The 21287-nt window shown below is 39.2% G+C and carries 13 protein-coding genes and 1 pseudogene; all 14 read left to right on the forward strand.

The window, feature by feature from the left end; genetic code table 11:
• Nucleotides 1–595: 595 nt before the first annotated feature.
• Nucleotides 596–1222, forward strand: coding sequence for a hypothetical protein (locus PE36_RS17010; protein WP_006033298.1), 627 nt, complete (start codon nucleotides 596–598; stop codon nucleotides 1220–1222).
• A gap of 108 nt (nucleotides 1223–1330) precedes the next feature.
• Nucleotides 1331–2155, forward strand: a complete 825-nt coding sequence (locus PE36_RS17015) for a hypothetical protein (RefSeq protein WP_157517808.1) — start codon at nucleotides 1331–1333, stop codon at nucleotides 2153–2155.
• A gap of 47 nt (nucleotides 2156–2202) precedes the next feature.
• Nucleotides 2203–2748 carry a GIY-YIG nuclease family protein gene (locus PE36_RS17020; RefSeq protein WP_043994691.1) on the forward strand — a complete coding sequence of 182 codons (546 nt, stop codon included), beginning with the start codon at nucleotides 2203–2205 and terminating at the stop codon, nucleotides 2746–2748.
• A gap of 599 nt (nucleotides 2749–3347) precedes the next feature.
• Complete coding sequence (locus tag PE36_RS17025) at nucleotides 3348–4064, forward strand: hypothetical protein (RefSeq protein WP_006033301.1); 717 nt, start codon at nucleotides 3348–3350, stop codon at nucleotides 4062–4064.
• A gap of 605 nt (nucleotides 4065–4669) precedes the next feature.
• Complete coding sequence (locus PE36_RS17030) at nucleotides 4670–5227, forward strand: hypothetical protein (protein WP_006033302.1); 558 nt, start codon at nucleotides 4670–4672, stop codon at nucleotides 5225–5227.
• Nucleotides 5228–5298: 71 nt separating this feature from the next.
• Nucleotides 5299–6288, forward strand: a complete 990-nt coding sequence (locus PE36_RS17035) for a DUF4238 domain-containing protein (protein ID WP_006033303.1) — start codon at nucleotides 5299–5301, stop codon at nucleotides 6286–6288.
• A 301-nt stretch (nucleotides 6289–6589) separates the two neighbouring features.
• Nucleotides 6590–7618 (forward strand): type I-F CRISPR-associated protein Cas7f/Csy3, encoded by a 1029-nt coding sequence (locus PE36_RS17040; protein WP_255348865.1) that lies wholly within the window; start codon nucleotides 6590–6592, stop codon nucleotides 7616–7618.
• Nucleotides 7619–8233, forward strand: coding sequence for a type I-F CRISPR-associated endoribonuclease Cas6/Csy4 (gene cas6f / locus PE36_RS17045; RefSeq protein ID WP_006033305.1), 615 nt, complete (start codon nucleotides 7619–7621; stop codon nucleotides 8231–8233).
• Between the two features lie 892 nt (nucleotides 8234–9125).
• On the forward strand, nucleotides 9126–9938 hold the full coding sequence (locus tag PE36_RS17055; protein WP_043994692.1) for a tetratricopeptide repeat protein: 813 nt from the start codon (nucleotides 9126–9128) through the stop codon (nucleotides 9936–9938).
• A gap of 11 nt (nucleotides 9939–9949) precedes the next feature.
• Nucleotides 9950–14797 (forward strand): calcium-binding protein, encoded by a 4848-nt coding sequence (locus PE36_RS17065; protein ID WP_006033308.1) that lies wholly within the window; start codon nucleotides 9950–9952, stop codon nucleotides 14795–14797.
• A gap of 90 nt (nucleotides 14798–14887) precedes the next feature.
• Nucleotides 14888–16984, forward strand: coding sequence for a type I secretion system permease/ATPase (locus PE36_RS17070; RefSeq protein WP_006033309.1), 2097 nt, complete (start codon nucleotides 14888–14890; stop codon nucleotides 16982–16984).
• Nucleotides 16981–18360, forward strand: coding sequence for an HlyD family type I secretion periplasmic adaptor subunit (locus PE36_RS17075; RefSeq protein ID WP_006033310.1), 1380 nt, complete (start codon nucleotides 16981–16983; stop codon nucleotides 18358–18360). The genes PE36_RS17070 and PE36_RS17075 overlap by 4 nt, the downstream gene beginning before the upstream one ends.
• The gene (locus PE36_RS24620) at nucleotides 18357–19094 is read left to right on the forward strand and encodes a cysteine peptidase family C39 domain-containing protein (protein WP_006033311.1); all 738 of its coding nucleotides are present in this window, start codon (nucleotides 18357–18359) and stop codon (nucleotides 19092–19094) included. Before PE36_RS17075 ends, PE36_RS24620 begins: the two co-directional genes overlap by 4 nt.
• 56 nt (nucleotides 19095–19150) lie before the next feature.
• Nucleotides 19151–20548 (forward strand): annotated as a pseudogene (locus PE36_RS17080) (type I secretion system permease/ATPase); the annotation flags it as partial.
• Nucleotides 20549–21287: the final 739 nt, after the last annotated feature.

Below are 21287 nucleotides of genomic sequence, written 5' to 3' on the forward strand. Positions count from 1 at the left end.
CTTACCTGAAGTCGGAAGATGATTTTGCCATAGATAAAGATATTATAACCTAACTGCGTATAACGCATATTATGTTTCGTGGGAGTGAATGGAATCACGCCCCCTACAAAATCTAATGTGTATTATCTCGGTTAGTACAATAGCTCTAAGCCACTTTTGTCCATCAATGGCTTAGAGCAGTTACTCATACTCAATATCCTCACATTAATTTGCCATATATTTTGTTATAGATAATTCTGCTGATTAATCACAACTACTGTGAGTACATTTAGGCATGACTTGGATTTACAAAGATAGCAAAAATATATTATTTAACATGCCAAAACATCTAGTTTATCAATTGTTTATAACTACTAAGTAATTGATATTTAATCGTTATCTTTGTATTGGCAATGTTTACATGGGTCTCTATAAATACTGTTCTTGTTTTTATCCGTGTTTTATTTGATTTTGAATTACTATTCATCAATATCTATTTGTAATTTATAGTAAATTTGATATTGTTGATAATTATTAAATTGAAATGGAATTCGCCTTATACAGAATTCGGTATAGTAAACTATTATGTTTTTAAATTTAGTCCCAAGGAACGGAAATGAAAGTCGATTTAAAGTGGTGTGATTTAAAAAAAATTGGTGACACTAAGTTTGTAAATTCAATGTATATGTGGACCTTCGCTGTGCCATTGTTAGTAAAAGCTTTTGAATATGTCGAAGATGAAAAACTTATATTTCAAATTTTTCAGCAACAACTTCCAATAAGTACTTCATTGCCTTTTTCATGGAGCATGTTTTATTTCAGCGCTTTGTTCTTGGCCTTAGGTAATTTAATCTATTTGCTTAAATGTCCCAAAATAATTAAAGAACATCCCACTTATCAAAGTTATGTTAATGAAGGTAAAAAACTGAAACAGTTAGGTCCATATTGTGATGATATTTCATTCAATTGGGGGAAGTTAGCTGAAGAAATAGAACATAAAAATGAAAAAATAAAACTGGCAAAAAGGAGTATAAAAACAATTGGCTCTGTAGTAAATGAACCTGAAATCGATGTAGAAGATCCTATACACTATTTTTGGCCAATGCATGAATTTGGTGATGTAAAATTTCCATTTTATAGACGTACATGCACAACACTTTTTATTGTTGGATTCACTTTATTTGGAATTGTTGCACTTCAAAATTTATGGGCTGTTGTTTCATTTTTAATAGCCAAAACATAACAAGTTGCTTAAACGGAACTAAAACAGTTGGTCATCGCTTCGCTATTTTAACCAACAATTTTAGCCCGCTTAGCAAGGCGTATACGCTTTTAGAGTATGGAGACTTCATTGGCCAGATTAACCCCAAAACTTGAAACGATAAGAGCACTATTTGCACGCTCTGGAAATCAATGCGCATTTCCTGGTTGTGTCCATTCTCTGGTGAATGATAAGCAAAAGTTTATTGGTCAAGTTTGTCATATTGAAGCGGCAATGCCTGATGGAGAAAGGTTCAACCCGCAACAAACCGATGAAGATCGCCGCTCTTATAAAAACTTACTTATTTTATGTTACCAACATCATATAGAGACTGATGAAGTTGAAGAATTCCCTGTTGAATTGATGATTAATATAAAACAGGAACATGAGGCTAATTTTCTTAAATCAGACTTCAAAATAGATGAAGCTGCATTACATAAATTAATGCGTGATGTTGAAACGTACTGGGATAAAATTGAAGTATTGAATACAGTTGAACATACTATGGAAGATTTAGCCTTTAGGGTTACAACTAAAGGTGGTTATATTCAGCTCTTTGATGATGCACGAGAAACCGTTGTCAGAATTGAAGAATTATTAGAAAGACTCAGTAAAAGTAACGATAAACTCCAAGATGAATTTATTAATTTTATAGAAGCTCATGGTGTAGATAGTACTATTTTCAAAGAACTCCCTTATTCAATCAGCCCTTTTAATATAAGGAACTGGGAGGACTTTTCTCTTAGCAGGCCAAATTGTTTGATACAAATAAGAATTGATTTGTTAACCGTCGAAATTAAATACTTAGAGGAATTTCTTAAAACAAATAGCCAAGATCAGCAGGCAATTGAATATTTAGACAATGCAAAAAAACAGTTAGCTGACATGGCTCAAAATGCTGTCATGTATGATTGAATAAGCGTATAACAAACGGCTGCATCGGACAAAGAAGGAGATAACACGTGCCAATCGTAAGAGACAACCGAGATGAACTATTTTTATTTGTTTTCTCTCCTGAAGGTATAAGCATTTCCAATCAGAATACACGTTTAATGGCAACACGTGCTGAAGTTGAAAAACTCAAATCAGTCTGTGAGCAGTACCTGCAAGAACTAACGGACGGTGACATAGCAGAATCCCACCAACAACAAAAAGAAGCATGGCGTCTAGAATGTGAGGAGCAAGAAGAGGAAATTAGGCAACTTAGATCCACTCTTACTGAACCAAAAAAGGGAAATGTTTATGTTATGCTCAATGCAAAAAACGGGCATTACAAAATTGGCTTTACAACTAAAGGGCCAAAATTCAGAGAACAAACATTGCAGTCACAAGAGCCTGAAGTACAATTGATAAAAGCATGGATAGGTACAGACCAAGATGAAATAGAGCTTCATGAAATATTCAGAGCAAAAAGAATTAGAGGTGAGTGGTTCAGCTTACGGAAAAATGATCTAACAAAGATTGAAAACTACTTCAAATCTAATGCCCTAGAGACAAAAAATGCTTAACATCACCATTCGTATTACTTGAAGATGGGGTTAGGTCATTATCTAGAATTCCTGCATCAAGCTACAATGTTTTGTTTGGTCAACATTCAGTTCGATATGGTAGTTTGAGAGGGAGGCCTTCACTTACCCTACAAAATCTAATGTATATGGCTATCGACTAGATTAATAGCACTAAGCTATTCCTGTCCATCAATGGCTTAGGCTGATCGCTCTAAGCCGTGTGCTCTAAGCCGAAACTGCCCCAAAGTGTATATGGAGCAGTAATTCAAATCACAATATGATCATCTCGGTTTGCCATATATTTTATCATGCGTTGAGATGTATCTGTATTATACAATTAAGAAGACAATCTTTAATGGATATGATGTAAAACATTTAGGACATAACTTGCTAAAGATAGTATCAAGCCAATGATTAATTTGATTTTTTTACTTCCATAAGTTATCTTATACATCGGCTTTATGGGAGCCCGCTCACCTCAACTGGCGAATTCTTTCGAGAACCACATACCGCTCAATGTAATTAATCTTATTACTGTTACGAGAATAGAAAAAATTAGAGGTGGATTTTATCGTATTTTCGAATAAGGAAATAAGACAATGCCTGATATCACCACTAAAACATTTCTTTCTAACGTTAAGAAATCCGCTAAAGCCATCAAAAAAAACGACAATATCTGCCATGCACAAGCTCTAGACCGAGCTGCAAGAACACATGGGTTTGACTCGTATCACGCACTGAAATCTCGTATTGACAATATCAACAATGAGTCCAATATCGTAAATTCCAATTTGGGTTCAGACGGTGTGAACGATCAGTATGCCAAAGCACAGGGCAACAGAGGAAAGCAGCTTAACCCAAATCAAAAAAGCTCACTATTAGTTGTATTCAATGATGATCTAATGCTTTATAGATGTAACTCTGAAAATGGTGAACTAATAACTGTCAGGGGAAATTTTCAAACGGAATACCTTGATAAGGGTTTTGCAGAGGATATTGGTGCAAGACAAGTGAGCCTCAACGAACTGAAGCATCGTTCTCTACAAGCTCCTGGTGGAAAACTTGGTGAAGACTTCCTACATAATTGGGGTTACACCTGTATTGAGTTCCTAAGAAACAAAGATAATCCATGGTCTATCGAAGATGCTAATCAACTGGTAATAGAAAGAGTTAAATCAAAAATTGGCCAAGAATATCGTGAGTTTTTCTATCTTGATGGTGAGAAAGTAGATAACCATATTGGGGATGAAATGTCTCGATATCTGGACTTGATGGATGCTGAACCTGAATATCATCCAGCGATTGACGGCTATTAAAATCAATTGATTTATATCGTTTATTTTTAGTCTTTTATAGGATTCAAGGTAAGTTAAGGAGGCGGAGTCAATGGCTCTGTTTCTACGTTTGACTAAATGCGAATCACTGTAATAGAAGGCGCTTTGTGCCACAAGCGCCTCAGCATCATCAATCCAAAACTACACCAATCACTATCGGCTTTATAATTGCTCCAACTCGATTCTGCCCCTAAATGGCTTAGAGTAGTTAATCACATACAATATATTCATATCGGTTTGCCATACATTTATTATGCATATTGAAAACTGTTCGACGAGATGATTTTATACCGTGTTATTGATATTTTGGTGAACGCAGTCTCGGTTTGTCAAAAAACAGTCAGGTTTATCTTGTGACTGAAAAATAATATCAATATACTCAGATACATAGATAGTTTTGCATGTAACTTACAAGACTAAATCAATAATTTGCAGGACGACTCGTTCTCCCAGAAATTTATAATCAATTAATTTTAAGTATAGCTTTATTTTTCAATTGATTAGTTACCTTTTGTAGTGATGAATGAATTTGGCAAATCGAGACGTCCTACTATACAAATGTTATACATCATCTCGAGGATCGAATTATGGATGATTTAGAAGTTTTCAGTAAAAAGTTGTCAAATGTTGCTTTCGAAATAACTCTTTATTCACAGCTCTACGGTACAAATGAAAGTGTTACAAAGTTAAACAATTTCAACCCACTAGTTTTTGGCGTTTTTCAAAAGAATATGTATGTGAGTATTTGTTTAGAACTTGCAAAGCTTTTAGATAAAGCTGGTGAAAAAAGTAATAAAAATCTGTCGATAGACAGATTGGTTATTCATATGAATCTATCTGATGATAATGAAATAAAGAAGTTAATATACACAGCCATAGCTCTATATAAATCATCTATTAAAAAATTCAGAAATGAAGTAATTGCCCACAATGACTATGGAATGGCAATGAAGCGTAAAATCCTTCCTTCCAATGGAAACATAGATGATCTAGAAGAATTATGTAATTTGATCTACGGAGTATATAGCGCGATTCGCTTTAAAACGGGCAAAGATTCCGTTCAAGTATCTCGTAGAGTTAGCACTGTGTTACCAAGAGAATTGGATGGCTACTCATTTCTCCGTAAACTGGAAGAAAATGTATAACAAGAAAATGAATGCGACGCTGAAGAGCGCGCCCATTATTTAAGCGTTAGTTTTACAATTGGCTTAGTTGGATGAAAAACAGAAAAATAAAGAAAAATCAGCATTATGTACCAAAGTCTCACTTGAAGCGCTTCACTATTGATGGAGAGAAATCTTTGATTTGGGCATTTGATAAGATTAAAGGTGAGTATGAACGCCTAACCTCATCCATCAACAAAATCTGTGCTGAAGATTATTACTATTATCAGATAGATCCTAACGGAGACGTAGATCATACACTGTTAGAGGATGTTCTTTCCGAAATTGAAATGGTTGGAAATAACCTAATTGATAAAATACTGGGTTCAAGATCTTTGCATTATGTCCCAATAAATGGAGCTCAAAAAGGTGAACTAGCATTTTACATAGCACTTCTTATGTTCCGTGGACCAAGCTTTAGAGATGGAATCGCTGAAATATATGGACAAATTGCTAGGCAGACTCTTAATAAAGTTTGGGATAACGCGAAGGTTCCTAAACCTCTACAGGAGTTGGTTGAAAAAGAAGGCCTATCGAATGTTATTGATTTACAAATAAACTCGACGGTTAGCTTGGAGCATATGGCAAAATCAGCTCAAGCGGCTGCTTTAGAGTTTCTTAAAAAGGAGTGGGTGTTAATTAATGCACCAGAAGGTTCAAATTTCGTAACTGGCGATGTTCCTGTTGTTTTTTCCCCATATCACCAAAGTGTAGGAGATGTCGGTCCTGCTCATCCATTAGCAGAAATTCTATATCCAATATCAAAAGATACTGCTTTGATACTTACACCTTCAAATGATCCAAAAGAGTACATACTCGTGGGTGAGTATAATGATGCACTACTACATGAAATCAATACAAAAATTAGCGGTGCAGCCACTAAGTATGTATATAGTTCTGAAAAATTTAATTGGCTCGTATCCTCATCGAGAACTCTGGGAAACGGTCAGCGTTTAGTTTCAAATGTCGCATCTCAAGGTATTAGTATTGTTAAGAACCCTTGGAAACGTAAAACTAACAAGCAAAAGCAGGTAGACGCATAAATGCGCCACTGTTTTTCGCGTTAATCTCAATTTCATCATACTTTATATAATGTGAAGCGTTCTCTTTGAAGCATAAGCACTAAGCCGTTTATGTCCAATTTCGTGTTTGGAGGTATGCATTTACCTTTTGGGCCACTACAGTTGTCGTAAATTATAACAGCCTAAAGTTAGTAAGTTTACTACATGAAATGAAGCATAAGCTGTCTACAAATTTTATTGTGACAATTTATGCTTCATTTTAGTGACAGCTTATGGATGTAGATAATTTATATGTTATTGAATAGGGGGACTATGGAGAGGTATTCTTTGGACAACTTATGCTTCAAACTACAGTCAGCAATCGGGTTACACGGATGGTTATAATAAAGATTTCACAATTAAAAAATTGGATGAACATGCATTGGCTCAGGCAAGTATTCATCGTGTTGAATCTTGCTTCGTACCGATATCAATTCAAGAAGTTTATTGCCGCTTTTCATTACGAGTTAATGCGCATTCATTATCTCCCGAGGTATGTAATTCAGATATAAATCGACAAGAATTATCACAGCTAGCTGAGCTTTATAAAGATAAAGGTGGCTATAAAGTCTTAGCCCTAAAAATAGCCATTAATATCCTGCGTTGTAATTGGTTGTGGCGTAATAAGAATACGTGTCCTACATCGCTTAGAATTAGAACAACTAACGATAACATATATCATATTTTAGATTGCCTGGATTTATTAACGTTAAAAGTGAGTGATTGGGAAAGTGATGCTCAGGTAGTCTTAGATCAATTCAGTGATGAGATAGCTCATGCTTTATCACATGATGGTAAGTATTGGTCGGCTGATATTAAAGCTAAGCTATTACCAACATTTTCCCACGAGATTTTTCCAAGTCAGAAATTCATTGAGAATAAGGGTAATAGTAAAGAGCAGGGGAAGAAAAGCCGAATATTAGCGACGACGTTAACACCTAGTGGATATGAGACTGTCTGTATGACTGGGTATAAAGTTGGGGCAGCGCTTCAGTTTATTGATACTTGGTGGGATGATAATGCCGATTATGCAGTGAGGGTTAATGAGTATGGCATTGATCAAAAAAAGGTTATTCCATTACGCACACCTGCCAAGGGAAATGACTTTTACACCTACTTTAATCATCAGGTACCTAACTTCATTGAAGAGTTTATGCAAGTAGGTGACGCAGATACAATACCACCTTCAATTCATTATTTCATGTCAGTATTAGTGAGGGGGGGGATGTTTCAAACTAAGAGCGAGAAGGTTGAGAAGAAAAAACTAAGTGCTTCGAAAACTAAAAAAGTATCAGCCAAGGAGGCAAAGTAAATGCTTAATCGATTCTATTTCTATATCAAATTCATTCCACAGCATACTGACAACGCTTTTCTTATTGGGCGATGTATCAAGGTCTCACACGCCTTTTTTGCAAAGCATAGCATTACAGGTGTCGGTGTCTCATTTCCTTGTTGGAGTGAGCAAGATATAGGTAATGCTTTAGCATTCGTGAGTACAGATATGGAAGCGCTTGAACAACTAAAAGCACAACCGCTATTTAGTGTAATGGCGGACGAACTGATATTTGAAATCAGTGATGTACTGAGTATCCCTGATAAACTAGAAGAAGAACGTTTCACACTGAATTATGCAATACGTAAGTCCTTTGCAGGTGATAAGAAACGACGACTGAAACGAGCGAAAAAACGGGCTGAAGCAAGGGGTGAAACTTATAAGCCTGTCTTGCATATTAATACAGAGAAAAGAGTATTTAATCACTACCATACGATACCGATGAACAGTAAAGAAAAGCCTGATGGCTTCACTCTCCATGTTCAAAAGAATCCCTGTGTTGAACAGTATGCTGCAGACTTTTTGGATTATGGTTTCGCAACGAATGAACAGCATCGAGGAACAGTACCCAAACTGTCGTCATTGATGAAATAACCAATGAAATTGACGTATAAATATTTTAACGAAAAATCAGTCACTTAACAGTTCTTAATTTTAGAATGGGTAAACGTCACATTTATTGGTATTTATTGGTATTTATTGGTAATTGTTTGTATTGCTTAGTGATTGTGTCATATATTTATAGTGACCAGCCGAATAGGCTGCTGAGAAAAGAAAAACCGATCGCGTGGCTATCTACTAATCGTGACCAGCCGAATAGGCTGCTGAGAAAAGGACTGGATGTCAGCATCCACATCAAGCAACAAGCACAGCCGAAAAGGCTGAATGAAATAAACAAAGTCCCTGTGAGAGCTGGGACTTTTTTGTATCTAATTTTTGCTGAACTCAGTTTGATAGGGTTAAACCTGGCTAATACGATACTTATCGCATTAGTTGATAAAATAGGTGCTTCAGGCTGATTTTAGCTGAAATACTGATTCCCCAATATGGTGCAAAATCATCTCTCCGTTTTAGCTCATAATCCCCTAATTAATATGTATAAATACGCATTTATAGCGTTGTTTTACTTGAGTGCGTGTTGGCTTCTGCGTGTTAGATACAGTATGTTAAATAAATCGTTAATTGGTGAGTTTTAGATTTTTATACTCTAAATTCCTAGCTCAATACTCAAACTTCCCCTATCACTACAATCGACTTCTTCGAAAGCAAAGCATCAACTTAATAGTCCTTAACGTTTATGTTTAGTAAGTAAGACTAAATATGTTGAAGGCAATGTATATAAATACTTATAAAGATATATAAATTATTGACACTTACTTTACTTTGCTTTACTTTACTTTTCTTTTCTTTTCTTGTTTTTCAGTGGCTTATGCGTTTTTACGTATAAACTGGGAAGTAATTCGGAATTATATTTAGTAAGGCTAATATGACTCGTTTACGCTTATCGATCTTCATTACATTGTGTCGCGAATGGCTCACTGTAATTTATCCACACTATTTTAGTTTTAAATTACCTATTTTATTTTTTTTGATTTATCCAATTTCTTGCCTATCTCAACCCACTATTGCCTGCCCTCAAGAGTTGCCTAACCATATAAAAACGAAAAGTTTAATAAAAAATATATTGACATTAATCCCGATGCCTGAGGTTGTAATTAAAGCGGAAGGTGATGCAACTTATCAATTTATTTTAGCTGAGGCATATGAACATGGCGTAGAAGTAAAACAAGACTTTAGCAGAGCCTATTATTGGAATATTAAAGCTGGCAATAGCGGTATTGCAGCAGCACAGCATCAATTAGGTCTATATAACCTCTTCTGTACTGAAGACCTTAATAAATCAATAGAATGGTTTCTAGCAGCAATAGATAACGGAGACAATCCAGAAAGTATTTTTTATCTCGCATATATTGCAGTTCATTTTGCTGACGAAGAAAGCATAAGAATTGAAGGTGTAAATAAAATAAAATCAATGGCAGTTCAAGGGTTTCCGTTGGCTATGCTGGAATTTGCCAACCTACTTAAACAAGGACAGTATCTAAGTCAAGATAACAAAGCTGCATTTTTATTATACCAAGATGTTGTTAATCGTGGTTATAAACCTGGATTGTTTGAACTTTCATTATGCTATTTAGATGGCATTGGTGTGGTTAAAAATAGAAAGATGTATTTAGATATATTGATGAAATCAGCAAATGCTGGAGATAAAAGAGCCAAGAGACAACTGAAATATAACTAGAAGGATTTAGAATGAAGTTTACGATAAAGAATGCTGAAACAGTATGGGGATATAAGAACACAGTTGAAGGTCTTAGTGCTGTGGATAAATCAGCTAGAGCTGTCGAAAAAGCAGCCGAACTAGCGGTAAATAATCCGACAGGTGAAAATTGGAATAAACTGACCGATGCGATGAGAGAGAATGGTCGTCAGATAGCTGCATCTGCTGGGGGGAGTTTATTGTCACCGATTTTCAGTAAAGTATTAGGAGATGCTGTTAACAAGTATGGTGATCGTCTTCAGAATAATGCCGGGGGCGACCAGTCACTTGCTGATATAATGAATCAATATTATAAAGCTATAGGTAAAGATTTTTCTAATGAAATAAGAGATATTCTTGGGCAAAGAGCATACGATGCACTTTTGGACGATGCGAATAAAAAAGGCGGAGGCACAGGAGGCACGGGAGGCACAGGAGGCACAGGAGGCACGGGAGGCACAGGAGGCACAGGAGGCACGGGAGGCACAGGAGGCACAGGAGGCACAGGAGGCGCAGGAGGCGCAGGAGGCACCGGAGGCACCGGAGGCACCGGAGGCACCGGAGGCACCGGAGGAAAATTTTTGCCTCGCCCACCAAAACGCCCAACTCCGCCTAGAAGAGATCCATTAGCATTTGATTTAGATGGCAATGGAGTAACAACGTTAGGAATTGACTCTGGTGCTCATTTTGATCTTGATAATAATGGCTTTGCAGAAAAAACTGCTTGGATAAGTCCAGATGATGCTTTTCTAGCGTTAGATCGGAATGCAGATGGTATCGTTGGCGGTGGTGGAGAGCTCTTTGGAACAGAGACCACACTTGCCAATGGAAAGCTCGCAGCCGATGGTTATCAAGCACTTGCTGAGCTTGATAGCAATCATGACGGTGTAATCAATGCTGATGACAATATGTTTAATGAATTACGTTTATGGCAAGATTCGAATAGTGATGGTATCAGTAACGCAGACGAATTAAAAACACTTGCTGATTTAGGCATCAAAGAAATTTCATTAAAAACAGGCTCAGGTAGTGGTACGGATAAAAACAACGTAGACCACCGTAAATCGGGGTACTTTGTTCGTGAGGATGGCTCTACAGGTATAACTGAAACCTTATGGCTTGATACAGATAAGCGTTATACCGTTCCTGTCGATATTCATACGAGTAAGGATCTGAATCTACCGGATGATATTCAGGCTCTTCCAGATGCTATCGGTTTTGGTAATACATATTCATTACGTCAGGCAATGCTTAATGATAAAAGCGGTAATCTTAAAAAATTAGTTACTCAGTTTGCTAATGAAACAGACCCATCGACTCGTAAAGCACTTGTTTCAGAAATACTTATAACTTGGACTGGTCAGCAAGATATTGCGATAGATTCTCGTGGGCCATCAATAAATGCACAACACCTAGGAGCATTAGAGAAGCTTTGGGGCCAGGATGCATTGCAACAAAATCCGAATGGTGCATATGCTTCATTGCTAAACGAATTGTATCAAAACGTAGAAAAAACTGTTAACGCACAATTAATGGCAGGTTCTCACCTTAAAGAGTATTTTGGTTTGATTACGATTGATAAATCCGATGATCAAGGAATACCCACGCTAAATTTTGAAAAAGTAATTATCAGAATTGTTGCTGAGATAGAGCTCGGTGTTAGTTTGAGAGCTGATTTGTGGGGAGAGTTCTCTAGAATGATAGAGGGCTATGACCCGTATGAACAGAATTATACAAAGCAGTTAAATGAACAACTCAGACCTATACTCTCTTCTTTTATGGGGTTAGATGATCACTCTGTTTTGGATGCCGTACAAAGTTTCATATTGGCTTCAAGTGGTAATGATAATTTGTCAGGTTCTAATGCTGCTGATCTTATTTTAGGGCTTGGTGGTGACGACCTTTTACACGGCGATGACGGTAATGATAGTTTGCAGGGTGGCGAAGGCGATGACCTGCTGACGGTGAGCGGGCGAGGCAATAATACCCTAGATGGTGGTGTGGGTGATGATACGCTGAAAGTTAATCGTAGCGCGGATTATTATTATCAACGCGATGTGGCTCGTAATGCGACGAATACACTGCAAGGCGGTAAAGGTAATGACCGTTTAGAAGGCAGTGCGGGTGCAGAAACATACCGCTTCAATCGCGGCGATGGTCAGGATGCTATTAATGACTTCGATCACAATGCTAGGAGCAGCAGTGGTTGGGGTAAGGTAGATAGGATTGTGCTTGGTGATGGTATAACGAAAGATGAGTTAAGCCTTCGTCGTGATGGTAACCACATGGTGATTTTGATTGGCGGTCCGGATTCTGGCGATAGCATTACCATAGAGAATGCGTATACGGATGGGCGTTATCGCATAGAAGCAGTCGTGTTGGCGGACGGCAGTACGTTTGCGCCGCAAGATATCCCGCTGTATGTTTCGATAGGTGACAACATCATTCAAGGTGGTGAATTTGCCGAGGTAATAGCCACTGGTGAAGGTAACGATATCATTCATGCAGAAGGCGGTGACGACATTCTCGATGGCGGCACAGGTAACGACGAGATCAATGCTGGCAGCGGCAATGATGTTATTGATGGCGGTGAAGGTAACGATGAAGTCAATGCTGGTAGTGGTGATGATGTCATTGATGGTGGCTTAGGCGATGACCTTTTACACGGCGATGACGGTAATGATAGTTTGCAGGGTGGCGAAGGCGATGACCTGCTGACGGTGAGCGGGCGAGGCAATAATACCCTAGATGGTGGTGTGGGTGATGATACGCTGAAAGTTAATCGTAGCGCGGATTATTATTATCAACGCGATGTGGCTCGTAATGCGACGAATACACTGCAAGGCGGTAAAGGTAATGACCGTTTAGAAGGCAGTGCGGGTGCAGAAACATACCGCTTCAATCGCGGCGATGGTCAGGATGCTATTAATGACTTCGATCACAATGCTAGGAGCAGCAGTGGTTGGGGTAAGGTAGATAGGATTGTGCTTGGTGATGGTATAACGAAAGATGAGTTAAGCCTTCGTCGTGATGGTAACCACATGGTGATTTTGATTGGCGGTCCGGATTCTGGCGATAGCATTACCATAGAAAATGCGTATGCGGATGGACGTTATCGCATAGAAGCAGTCGTGTTGGCGGACGGCAGTACGTTTGCGCCGCAAGATATCCCGCTGTATGTTTCGATAGGTGACAACATCATTCAAGGTGGTGAATTTGCCGAGGTAATAGCCACTGGTGAAGGTAACGATATCATTCATGCAGAAGGCGGTGACGACATTCTCGATGGCGGCACAGGTAACGACGAGATCAATGCTGGCAGCGGCAATGATGTTATTGATGGCGGTGAAGGTAACGATGAAGTCAATGCTGGTAGTGGTGATGATGTCATTGATGGTGGCTTAGGCGATGACCTTTTACACGGCGATGACGGTAATGATAGTTTGCAGGGAGGCGAAGGCGATGACCTGCTGACGGTGAGCGGGCGAGGCAATAATACCCTAGATGGTGGTGTGGGTGATGATACGCTGAAAGTTAATCGTAGCGCGGATTATTATTATCAACGCGATGTGGCTCGTAATGCGACGAATACACTGCAAGGCGGTAAAGGTAATGACCGTTTAGAAGGCAGTGCGGGTGCAGAAACATACCGCTTCAATCGCGGCGATGGTCAGGATGCTATTAATGACTTCGATCACAATGCTAGGAGCAGCAGTGGTTGGGGTAAGGTAGATAGGATTGTGCTTGGTGATGGTATAACGAAAGATGAGTTAAGCCTTCGTCGTGATGGTAACCACATGGTGATTTTGATTGGCGGTCCGGATTCTGGCGATAGCATTACCATAGAGAATGCGTATACGGATGGGCGTTATCGCATAGAAGCAGTCGTGTTGGCGGACGGCAGTACGTTTGCGCCGCAAGATATCCCGCTGTATGTTTCGATAGGTGACAACATCATTCAAGGTGGTGAATTTGCCGAGGTAATAGCCACTGGTGAAGGTAACGATATCATTCATGCAGAAGGCGGTGACGACATTCTCGATGGCGGCACAGGTAACGACGAGATCAATGCTGGCAGCGGCAATGATGTTATTGATGGCGGTGAAGGTAACGATGAAGTCAATGCTGGTAGTGGTGATGATGTCATTGATGGTGGCTTAGGCGATGACCTTTTACACGGCGATGACGGTAATGATAGTTTGCAGGGAGGCGAAGGCGATGACCTGCTGACGGTGAGCGGGCGAGGCAATAATATCCTAGATGGTGGTGTGGGTGATGATACGCTGAAAGTTAATCGTAGCGCGGATTATTATTATCAACGCGATGTGGCTCGTAATGCGACGAATACACTGCAAGGCGGTAAAGGTAATGACCGTTTAGAAGGCAGTGCGGGTGCAGAAACATACCGCTTCAATCGCGGCGATGGTCAGGATGCTATTAATGACTTCGATCACAATGCTAGGAGCAGCAGTGGTTGGGGTAAGGTAGATAGGATTGTGCTTGGTGATGGTATAACGAAAGATGAGTTAAGCCTTCGTCGTGATGGTAACCACATGGTGATTTTGATTGGCGGTCCGGATTCTGGCGATAGCATTACCATAGAAAATGCGTATGCGGATGGACGTTATCGTATTGAAGAAATTGTTCTGGCGGATGGTAGTACGTTTGCGCCTGACACGCTTCCAGAATATCAACCACCTGCTGTTGAACCTGATGGCGTGGCGCTTATTCAAGCTATGAGTGCTTTTGCGCCACAAGAATCTGTTATGGGTGGCATTGATTCTCCTATAATAAGACAAAATGATGCCTTCATCATGGTCGGAGATCCCTTAGTTAAGTAGTACTTTTATTATATGGCCGCAACCAGAAATAGTTGCGGCCTTTTTTCTTGTGTACTCTTATTATTCTCCATCAAGGTTATTTTATTTTCTATGACAACTCAAGAACACTCGGCTATAGCCTGTATCCATTTACTTTTGAAAGTATTAGGTGAAAACATCACAGTAAAGGCTAAACAGGAATATGAAACACGCGATTTTAAACGTGTTCGTTCCGATATTAAAAAAGAATTTGGCGTGACCATAAAAGTCAAAAAGTTAAAAAAGGAGAAAATGAACACTTCAGAATTACCCTGTATATTCAAGACTTGTGATGGTCAATATTATATCTTAGCTAACTCAAAAGTGGACCAACATCTAATCCAATCTCCTCTTAGCCAGACTCCTGAAATATGGTCTGATGATAAGTTATGTAATTTATGGGCTGGAGAGGTGATCTTATTGTCGAAAAAGTCCATGAAATTTGATATTAGCTGGTTCATTCCTGCATTTTTAGAGCATAAAAAAATACTATCAGAAATTCTATTATTTTCCTTTATCTTACAAATATTGGCCTTGATTTCCCCTCTGTTTTTTCAAGTCGTGATGGATAAGGTGTTAGTTCATCAGGCATGGACAACCTTAGATGTATTGGTTTTTGGGCTGGTTGTAACTGGAATTTTTGAAGTTTTGTTACGAGGGCTGAGGGAATATTTATATGCCCATACCGCGAATCGGATTGATATCCATCTTGGCATTAAATTAGTGCAGCACTTATTTGGATTACCTTTGCTGTATTTTAAAAATAGGCAAGTGGGTACAATCGTGATGAGAGTTAGAGAGTTAGATACCATTAGAGAGTTTTTAACAGGTAGCATGTTTACTCTATTGGTCGATGCTCTTTTTATGGGGGTGTTTATATTTGTAATGCATTTACTCTCACCGACATTAACACTTATCTTCGTCGCCTCGATACCTTGCTATATTGTATTGGCGATCTGGTTAACCCCGCGCATGCAACAACGCGTAGAAGTTCAATACACACATGCTGCCGCAAATACTTCATTTTTAACCGAGACGATTTCAGGTGCAGAAACGATAAAAAGTCTCGCCGTTGAACCTCGATTACAACAACGCTGGGATAAGCAAACTACCGACATGGTGGCGTCAGGCTATCAAACTCAACTTCTATCTAACAAGTCTAATCATTTTGTTCAGCTTTTTCAAAAAGTAACAAGTGTCTGTATTTTATGGGTTGGTGCAACCCATGTTCTGGATCTCAAAATGACGATCGGCCAACTTATCGCATTCAACATGATGGCCAACCATATTGCGCAGCCACTTTCTCGGTTGGTTGAACTTTGGGGACAATTTATCCAAGCACGAGTTGGTATCGAAAAGCTAGGTGAAATGCTTAATCTTCCTTTTGAGCAGTCGAGTGGAAGCCAGACGCCGATCCTTAATGGTGATATTGTTTTCCGCGATGTCACCTTTCGTTATCAACCTGATGAACCTCCAATCATTAACGCGTTTAATTTGGTCATACCTGCGGGACAAACATTAGGCGTTGTTGGCTCTTCTGGCTCGGGTAAGAGTACGTTAGCTCGGTTGTTGTTAAGACTCTACCTCCCTGAACGAGGCCTGATTAGTGTAGGGCAATATGGTTTGAATGATGTTGATGTTACTTGTTTACGTCAGCAAATAGGTGTAGTGCAGCAAGAAAACTTTCTGTTTAACAAGACCGTTAGGGAGAATATTGCTCAATCGCTCCCAAGTGCATCCTTAGATGAGGTTGTTGAAGCGGCGAAACTGTCCGGAGCGCATGAATTTATTTTAAAGCTTCCGATGGGCTATGACACTGTTATTGCTGAAGGTGGTTCATCGTTATCGGGTGGGCAGCGTCAACGTTTAGCTATTGCTCGAACCCTATTGAGCGATCCCAAAATTCTTATTTTAGACGAAGCAACCAGTGCACTTGATGATGAATCTCAGACTTATATACAAGCTAATATGGCAAAGGTAGCGAAAGGACGAACTGTTATTACCATCGCTCATCGTTTATCTACAGTGCGGCAATGTGATCAACTGATTGTATTAAATGAAGGTGAAATTGTTGAAAAAGGTTCACACGAAGAGTTACTGCGTATCGGTCACTATTACAAGCAACTTTGGCTATTACAGCAAGAATTAAAACAAGAGAAGTCGCAATGAGCAATATTCAAGATAAGGCAATAACTACGGAAAGTACGGCTAATATTTTTACACCGAAAGGAAAACAAGCTGACCAATTTGATTTTTCCCCAGCGCACCTTACATTATCGGAGAAACCACCATCTTCTTTTGCCCGTATTACAGCGATGAGTCTGAGTATTGGCGTGTTATTAACATTGTTATGGGCCTGTTTTGGAGAGTTGGATATTAATGCAACAACAACAGGAAAGCTTATTGTATCGAGTCGAACTCAGACCGTTCAGGCTTACGAGCAAGGTCGAGTTGTTAAGGTAAATGTACGTGATGGGCAAGTCGTTAAAGCGGGAGATTCATTAATAGAGCTCGATACAGTGGGGCTCGATCAAGAGATGCAGATGTATGATGCAGAATATCAGTATCAATTAAGGGAGCAAATACGTTTTCGAGCTTTACTTACTGACGACCCAATGGCGTCAGTACAGTTTCCTGATAATATGTCAGCGTCACAAAGAGAGCTAGTTCGTATTCATATTAATAGTATTTTGGCTGAATATCGTTTCTACATTCGCAATATTAAAAATGAAATGGATGTGAATAAAACTAACCAAGAGGTTATTGAAATAGATATTGCTGAGTTTGGGAAAATGATTGCTAATATTAACCAAAGAGTAGAAGCCAGAGAAACGTTATATAAGTCGAATATGATAGGTAATGTAGAATTGTTGGAACAAAAAAAGGAGTTGCTCACAGCAGTTAGGGAAAAGACATTGCGTCATGCAGAATTGAAGGTGTTAGGGAGTCAGTACCACTCGCTCGAAGAGCAGTTAATGATGTATGAAGCACAGCGACGCAGAGAGTGGCACGATAAACTAAGTGAAGTAAGGGTTAATTTAGCAAGTACAGAACAAAAGCTTAAACAATCACAAGAACGGCATCGGTTGGAAACGATTTATGCCCCACTTGATGGAACCGTTCAGCAGTTAGCTGTACATACTATTGGTGGTGTTGTGCAACCTGCTCAAGTGCTACTTTTGATAGTCCCTCATGATGGTATTCAATTGGCAGAGATAAAAGTTAAAAATAAAGATGCAGGTTTTATTACCCCAGGTCAACCGGTTACTGTGAAAGTGGATTCTTATCCTTATACTCGCTACGGCACCATTGATGCTGTAGTAAAGCATATTTCCCAAGACTCGATGGAAGATGAACAGTTAGGTATGGTATTTCTTGCGTATATTGAACTGAAAGAAAATCATATTGTCGTTGACGGAAAACCCGTCAGATTATCATCTGGTATGTCTGTGGTGGCTGAAATTAAAACAGGTAAACGTCTTGTTATTGATTATATTCTTAGCCCAATTCGGGAATACAAAGCGGAGGCTATGCGAGAGAAATGATGCATTCATCAAACGTCGCTGTCGAACGTGAGTTATCGGACGAGCATGAAGTAAATCAACCGCTACAACAGGCTGTGGTGGATTCTGAAAAAACTAATAATTATGCGTTAGCTGCACTTACTCATGCTGCGAAACAATTTAATCAAACCAGTAGTGAAGCATTACTAAAACACCAATTAGGTATTGATAGTTATCAACTGAATGCGTTGCAAATCAGGCAGGCGGCTAAATTATTAAGTCTTCGGGCGCTGCACCGCTTAGGGCCTGGTGGTGAGCTCGAACACGTACCATTACCTGCCTTGGTTGAAATTGGTAGTCAATGGTATGTATTGGAATCAGTAAATGAAAACACATGGACGTTATTCGATCCTAATTTATTAGAGAGTACTACGCAGAATAGACGACCTTATACAGAGTTGAATAAAATGCCGTTTATTTTTTTGGCTGAGTCAGTATTGATGCCAAAAGAGGTTAAGTTTGGACTTCGTTGGTTTGCTCCGTCTGTTCTTAAGCATAAGCGTCAGCTTCGAGATGTCTTTCTGATTGCAATAATGCTTCAGGTTATTGCGCTGGTTACACCTATGCTATTTTCCAGTCTTATTGATAAAGTATTGGTCAGTCGTGGTCTATCTAGCCTCCATGTGTTAGCACTTGCGATGTTTGGCTTAGCCTTTGCGGAACCCTTCTATGGCTACCTTCGAAGTTGTGCCTATGGGCACTTGTCGAGTAAGTAAATGCAGAGCTTTCGTCAAGGCTATATCAGCATCTTACATCTTTACCATTACAATATTTTCAAAAAAGGCAGACTGGACAAATCATTGCCAGAGTTAAAGAGATGGCTCAGATAAGGCAATTTTTAACTGGCTCAGCAATAATGTTGCTTTTGGATCTGATTTTTATAGTGGTATTTCTGGCCGTGATGTTTTACTACGCGATAACACTTACATGGATTGTGATTGGTTCGTTAGTTATCTACTTTGTATTTTGGCTATTGGTGGGACCTATTATTCGAGCCAGAGTTGTCACGCAATATGAAGCAGATGCTGATGCAACTAGCTTTTTAACCGAAGCGGTAACTGGTATTGAAACCATTAAAACAACGGCAACAGAACAACAGTTTGTAAGGCATTGGCAGCGTATACTCGCATCTCAAATTATGCGTTCTTTTAGTGCTGCTAAAGTTGGACTTATTGCTGGCCAGGGGATTGGTTTGGTGCAGAAATTGACCTCGGCTGTTCTTTTATGGTGGGGCGTCCATGCGGTGTTAAATGGTGAACTCAGTACTGGCGGCTTGGTTGCTTTTAATATGTTATCTGGTCATGTTACCCAACCCATTCTAAGACTTGCACAAGTTTGGCAGGATTTCCAACATACCTTGATAGCACTTAAGCGTGTTGGGGACATTCTTGATGAGCCGTCAGAACATGGCGCTGAAGGTTTGGCATCCGTTCCTACGCTGGAAGGAAGTATTGAATTTAGGCATGTCCGTTTTCGTTATTCGCCAGATACCCCCGAAGTATTAGCCGATTTGAGTTTTAAGGCTGAAGCCGGTCAGTTTATCGGTATCACGGGGCCGTCGGGTTCAGGAAAGAGTACAATAACGCGTTTATTGCAAAGACTCTATACGCCACAGCATGGGCAGGTATTAGTGGATGGTATGGATTTAGCAATTGCTGACCCTGTTACTTTAAGGCAAAACATGAGTGTAGTACTACAAGAAAATGTACTTTTTTCAGGAACAATCAAAGATAATATTAAACTGTCTAAGCCCGACGCGAGTGAAAGGGAAGTTCTGGAAGCGGCAAAGCTTGCGGGTGCTTACGACTTTATTCAGAAAAGACCGAAAGGGTTTGATAGTCAAGTGGGTGAAAAAGGGGCTGGACTTTCAGGCGGGCAGAGGCAACGTATTGCTTTAGCAAGAGCGCTGATCGTGAACCCGCGTATTTTGATCTTAGATGAAGCAACTTCGGCATTAGATTATAATTCAGAAGCGTCTATCATGGCTAATTTTGATAAAATTCGTGAAGGAAGAACCGTGATTAGTGTCGCGCATCGTCTTAATACGATAAAAAAAGCAGACAAAATATTGGTTATTGAGGATGGTAATGTTAAAGAGATTGGGAGTCATTCAGAACTATTGGCACAAGCAAGTACTTATGCAAATTTGTGGGCTTTGCAAACTCAATGATAAAATTTGTAAACTATTCAAGATAGGGAATAGTTTTAAAAGACTATATTGAATGGCACGCAGTTATTCGTTTACACCTTTTTAATAATCCCAGGCCACCAGAACTTAAAGGTTTTAAAAAAGCCTTTAAGTTCTAACTATGCTGTCTGATTGAGAATGTATATGAAGAGAACTTTGTTGGAAGTTTACAACACCTTTAGAGTCGGTGTATTTAAATAACTCATATTTATGCCAACCTTGGGTTCATTTCTATGCCAAAACGAGTTCATTTTAGTTTCTAAGTGCATGTAACCCAAAGAGGCCTTATGCCAACCTTGAGTTCATTGGACACTTTTCGCGTTTCTGACGTTCTACTTTTCAAATCAATCTCTTATAGACCAATCTTCGTTTTATTTTATTCTCTCTTAGTTATAGTTCTGTATTACCTATTAAGCAAATGTCGTAAAGCTTTTACTGGATGATTTCTTACCAAGATACTTGTTAGCCTAACAAGGTTTTGCCCCAAAGTGGCTTAGAGCAATTACTCTCTCACAATATGTTCATGTCGATTTGCCATACATTTTATCATGCAAAATTTACCAACTAAGTTAATCCTACTTATGTGTAATGAAAAAGACTAGATAGGCTGATTTTATACAGTGTTATTGGTATTACGGTGAACGCAGTCTCAATTTGTCAAAAGGCAGTCAAAAAACCAACCACAAGAGTCAGCATGAAACTTAGTATTATTTGTAAACGC

This window comes from Moritella sp. PE36, from assembly GCF_000170855.1.
GTDB lineage: Bacteria > Pseudomonadota > Gammaproteobacteria > Enterobacterales > Moritellaceae > Moritella.

What these genes read in the sequence shown, in the direction of transcription:
- PE36_RS17070 (WP_006033309.1), top strand. Translation starts at nt 14,888, where the DNA reads ATGACAACTCAAGAACACTCGGCTATAGCCTGTATCCATTTACTTTTG.
- PE36_RS17055 (WP_043994692.1), top strand. Translation starts at nt 9,126, where the DNA reads ATGACTCGTTTACGCTTATCGATCTTCATTACATTGTGTCGCGAATGG.
- PE36_RS17065 (WP_006033308.1), top strand. Translation starts at nt 9,950, where the DNA reads ATGAAGTTTACGATAAAGAATGCTGAAACAGTATGGGGATATAAGAAC.
- PE36_RS17010 (WP_006033298.1), top strand. Translation starts at nt 596, where the DNA reads ATGAAAGTCGATTTAAAGTGGTGTGATTTAAAAAAAATTGGTGACACT.
- PE36_RS24620 (WP_006033311.1), top strand. Translation starts at nt 18,357, where the DNA reads ATGATGCATTCATCAAACGTCGCTGTCGAACGTGAGTTATCGGACGAG.
- PE36_RS17035 (WP_006033303.1), top strand. Translation starts at nt 5,299, where the DNA reads ATGAAAAACAGAAAAATAAAGAAAAATCAGCATTATGTACCAAAGTCT.
- PE36_RS17025 (WP_006033301.1), top strand. Translation starts at nt 3,348, where the DNA reads ATGCCTGATATCACCACTAAAACATTTCTTTCTAACGTTAAGAAATCC.
- cas6f (WP_006033305.1), top strand. Translation starts at nt 7,619, where the DNA reads ATGCTTAATCGATTCTATTTCTATATCAAATTCATTCCACAGCATACT.
- PE36_RS17030 (WP_006033302.1), top strand. Translation starts at nt 4,670, where the DNA reads ATGGATGATTTAGAAGTTTTCAGTAAAAAGTTGTCAAATGTTGCTTTC.
- PE36_RS17075 (WP_006033310.1), top strand. Translation starts at nt 16,981, where the DNA reads ATGAGCAATATTCAAGATAAGGCAATAACTACGGAAAGTACGGCTAAT.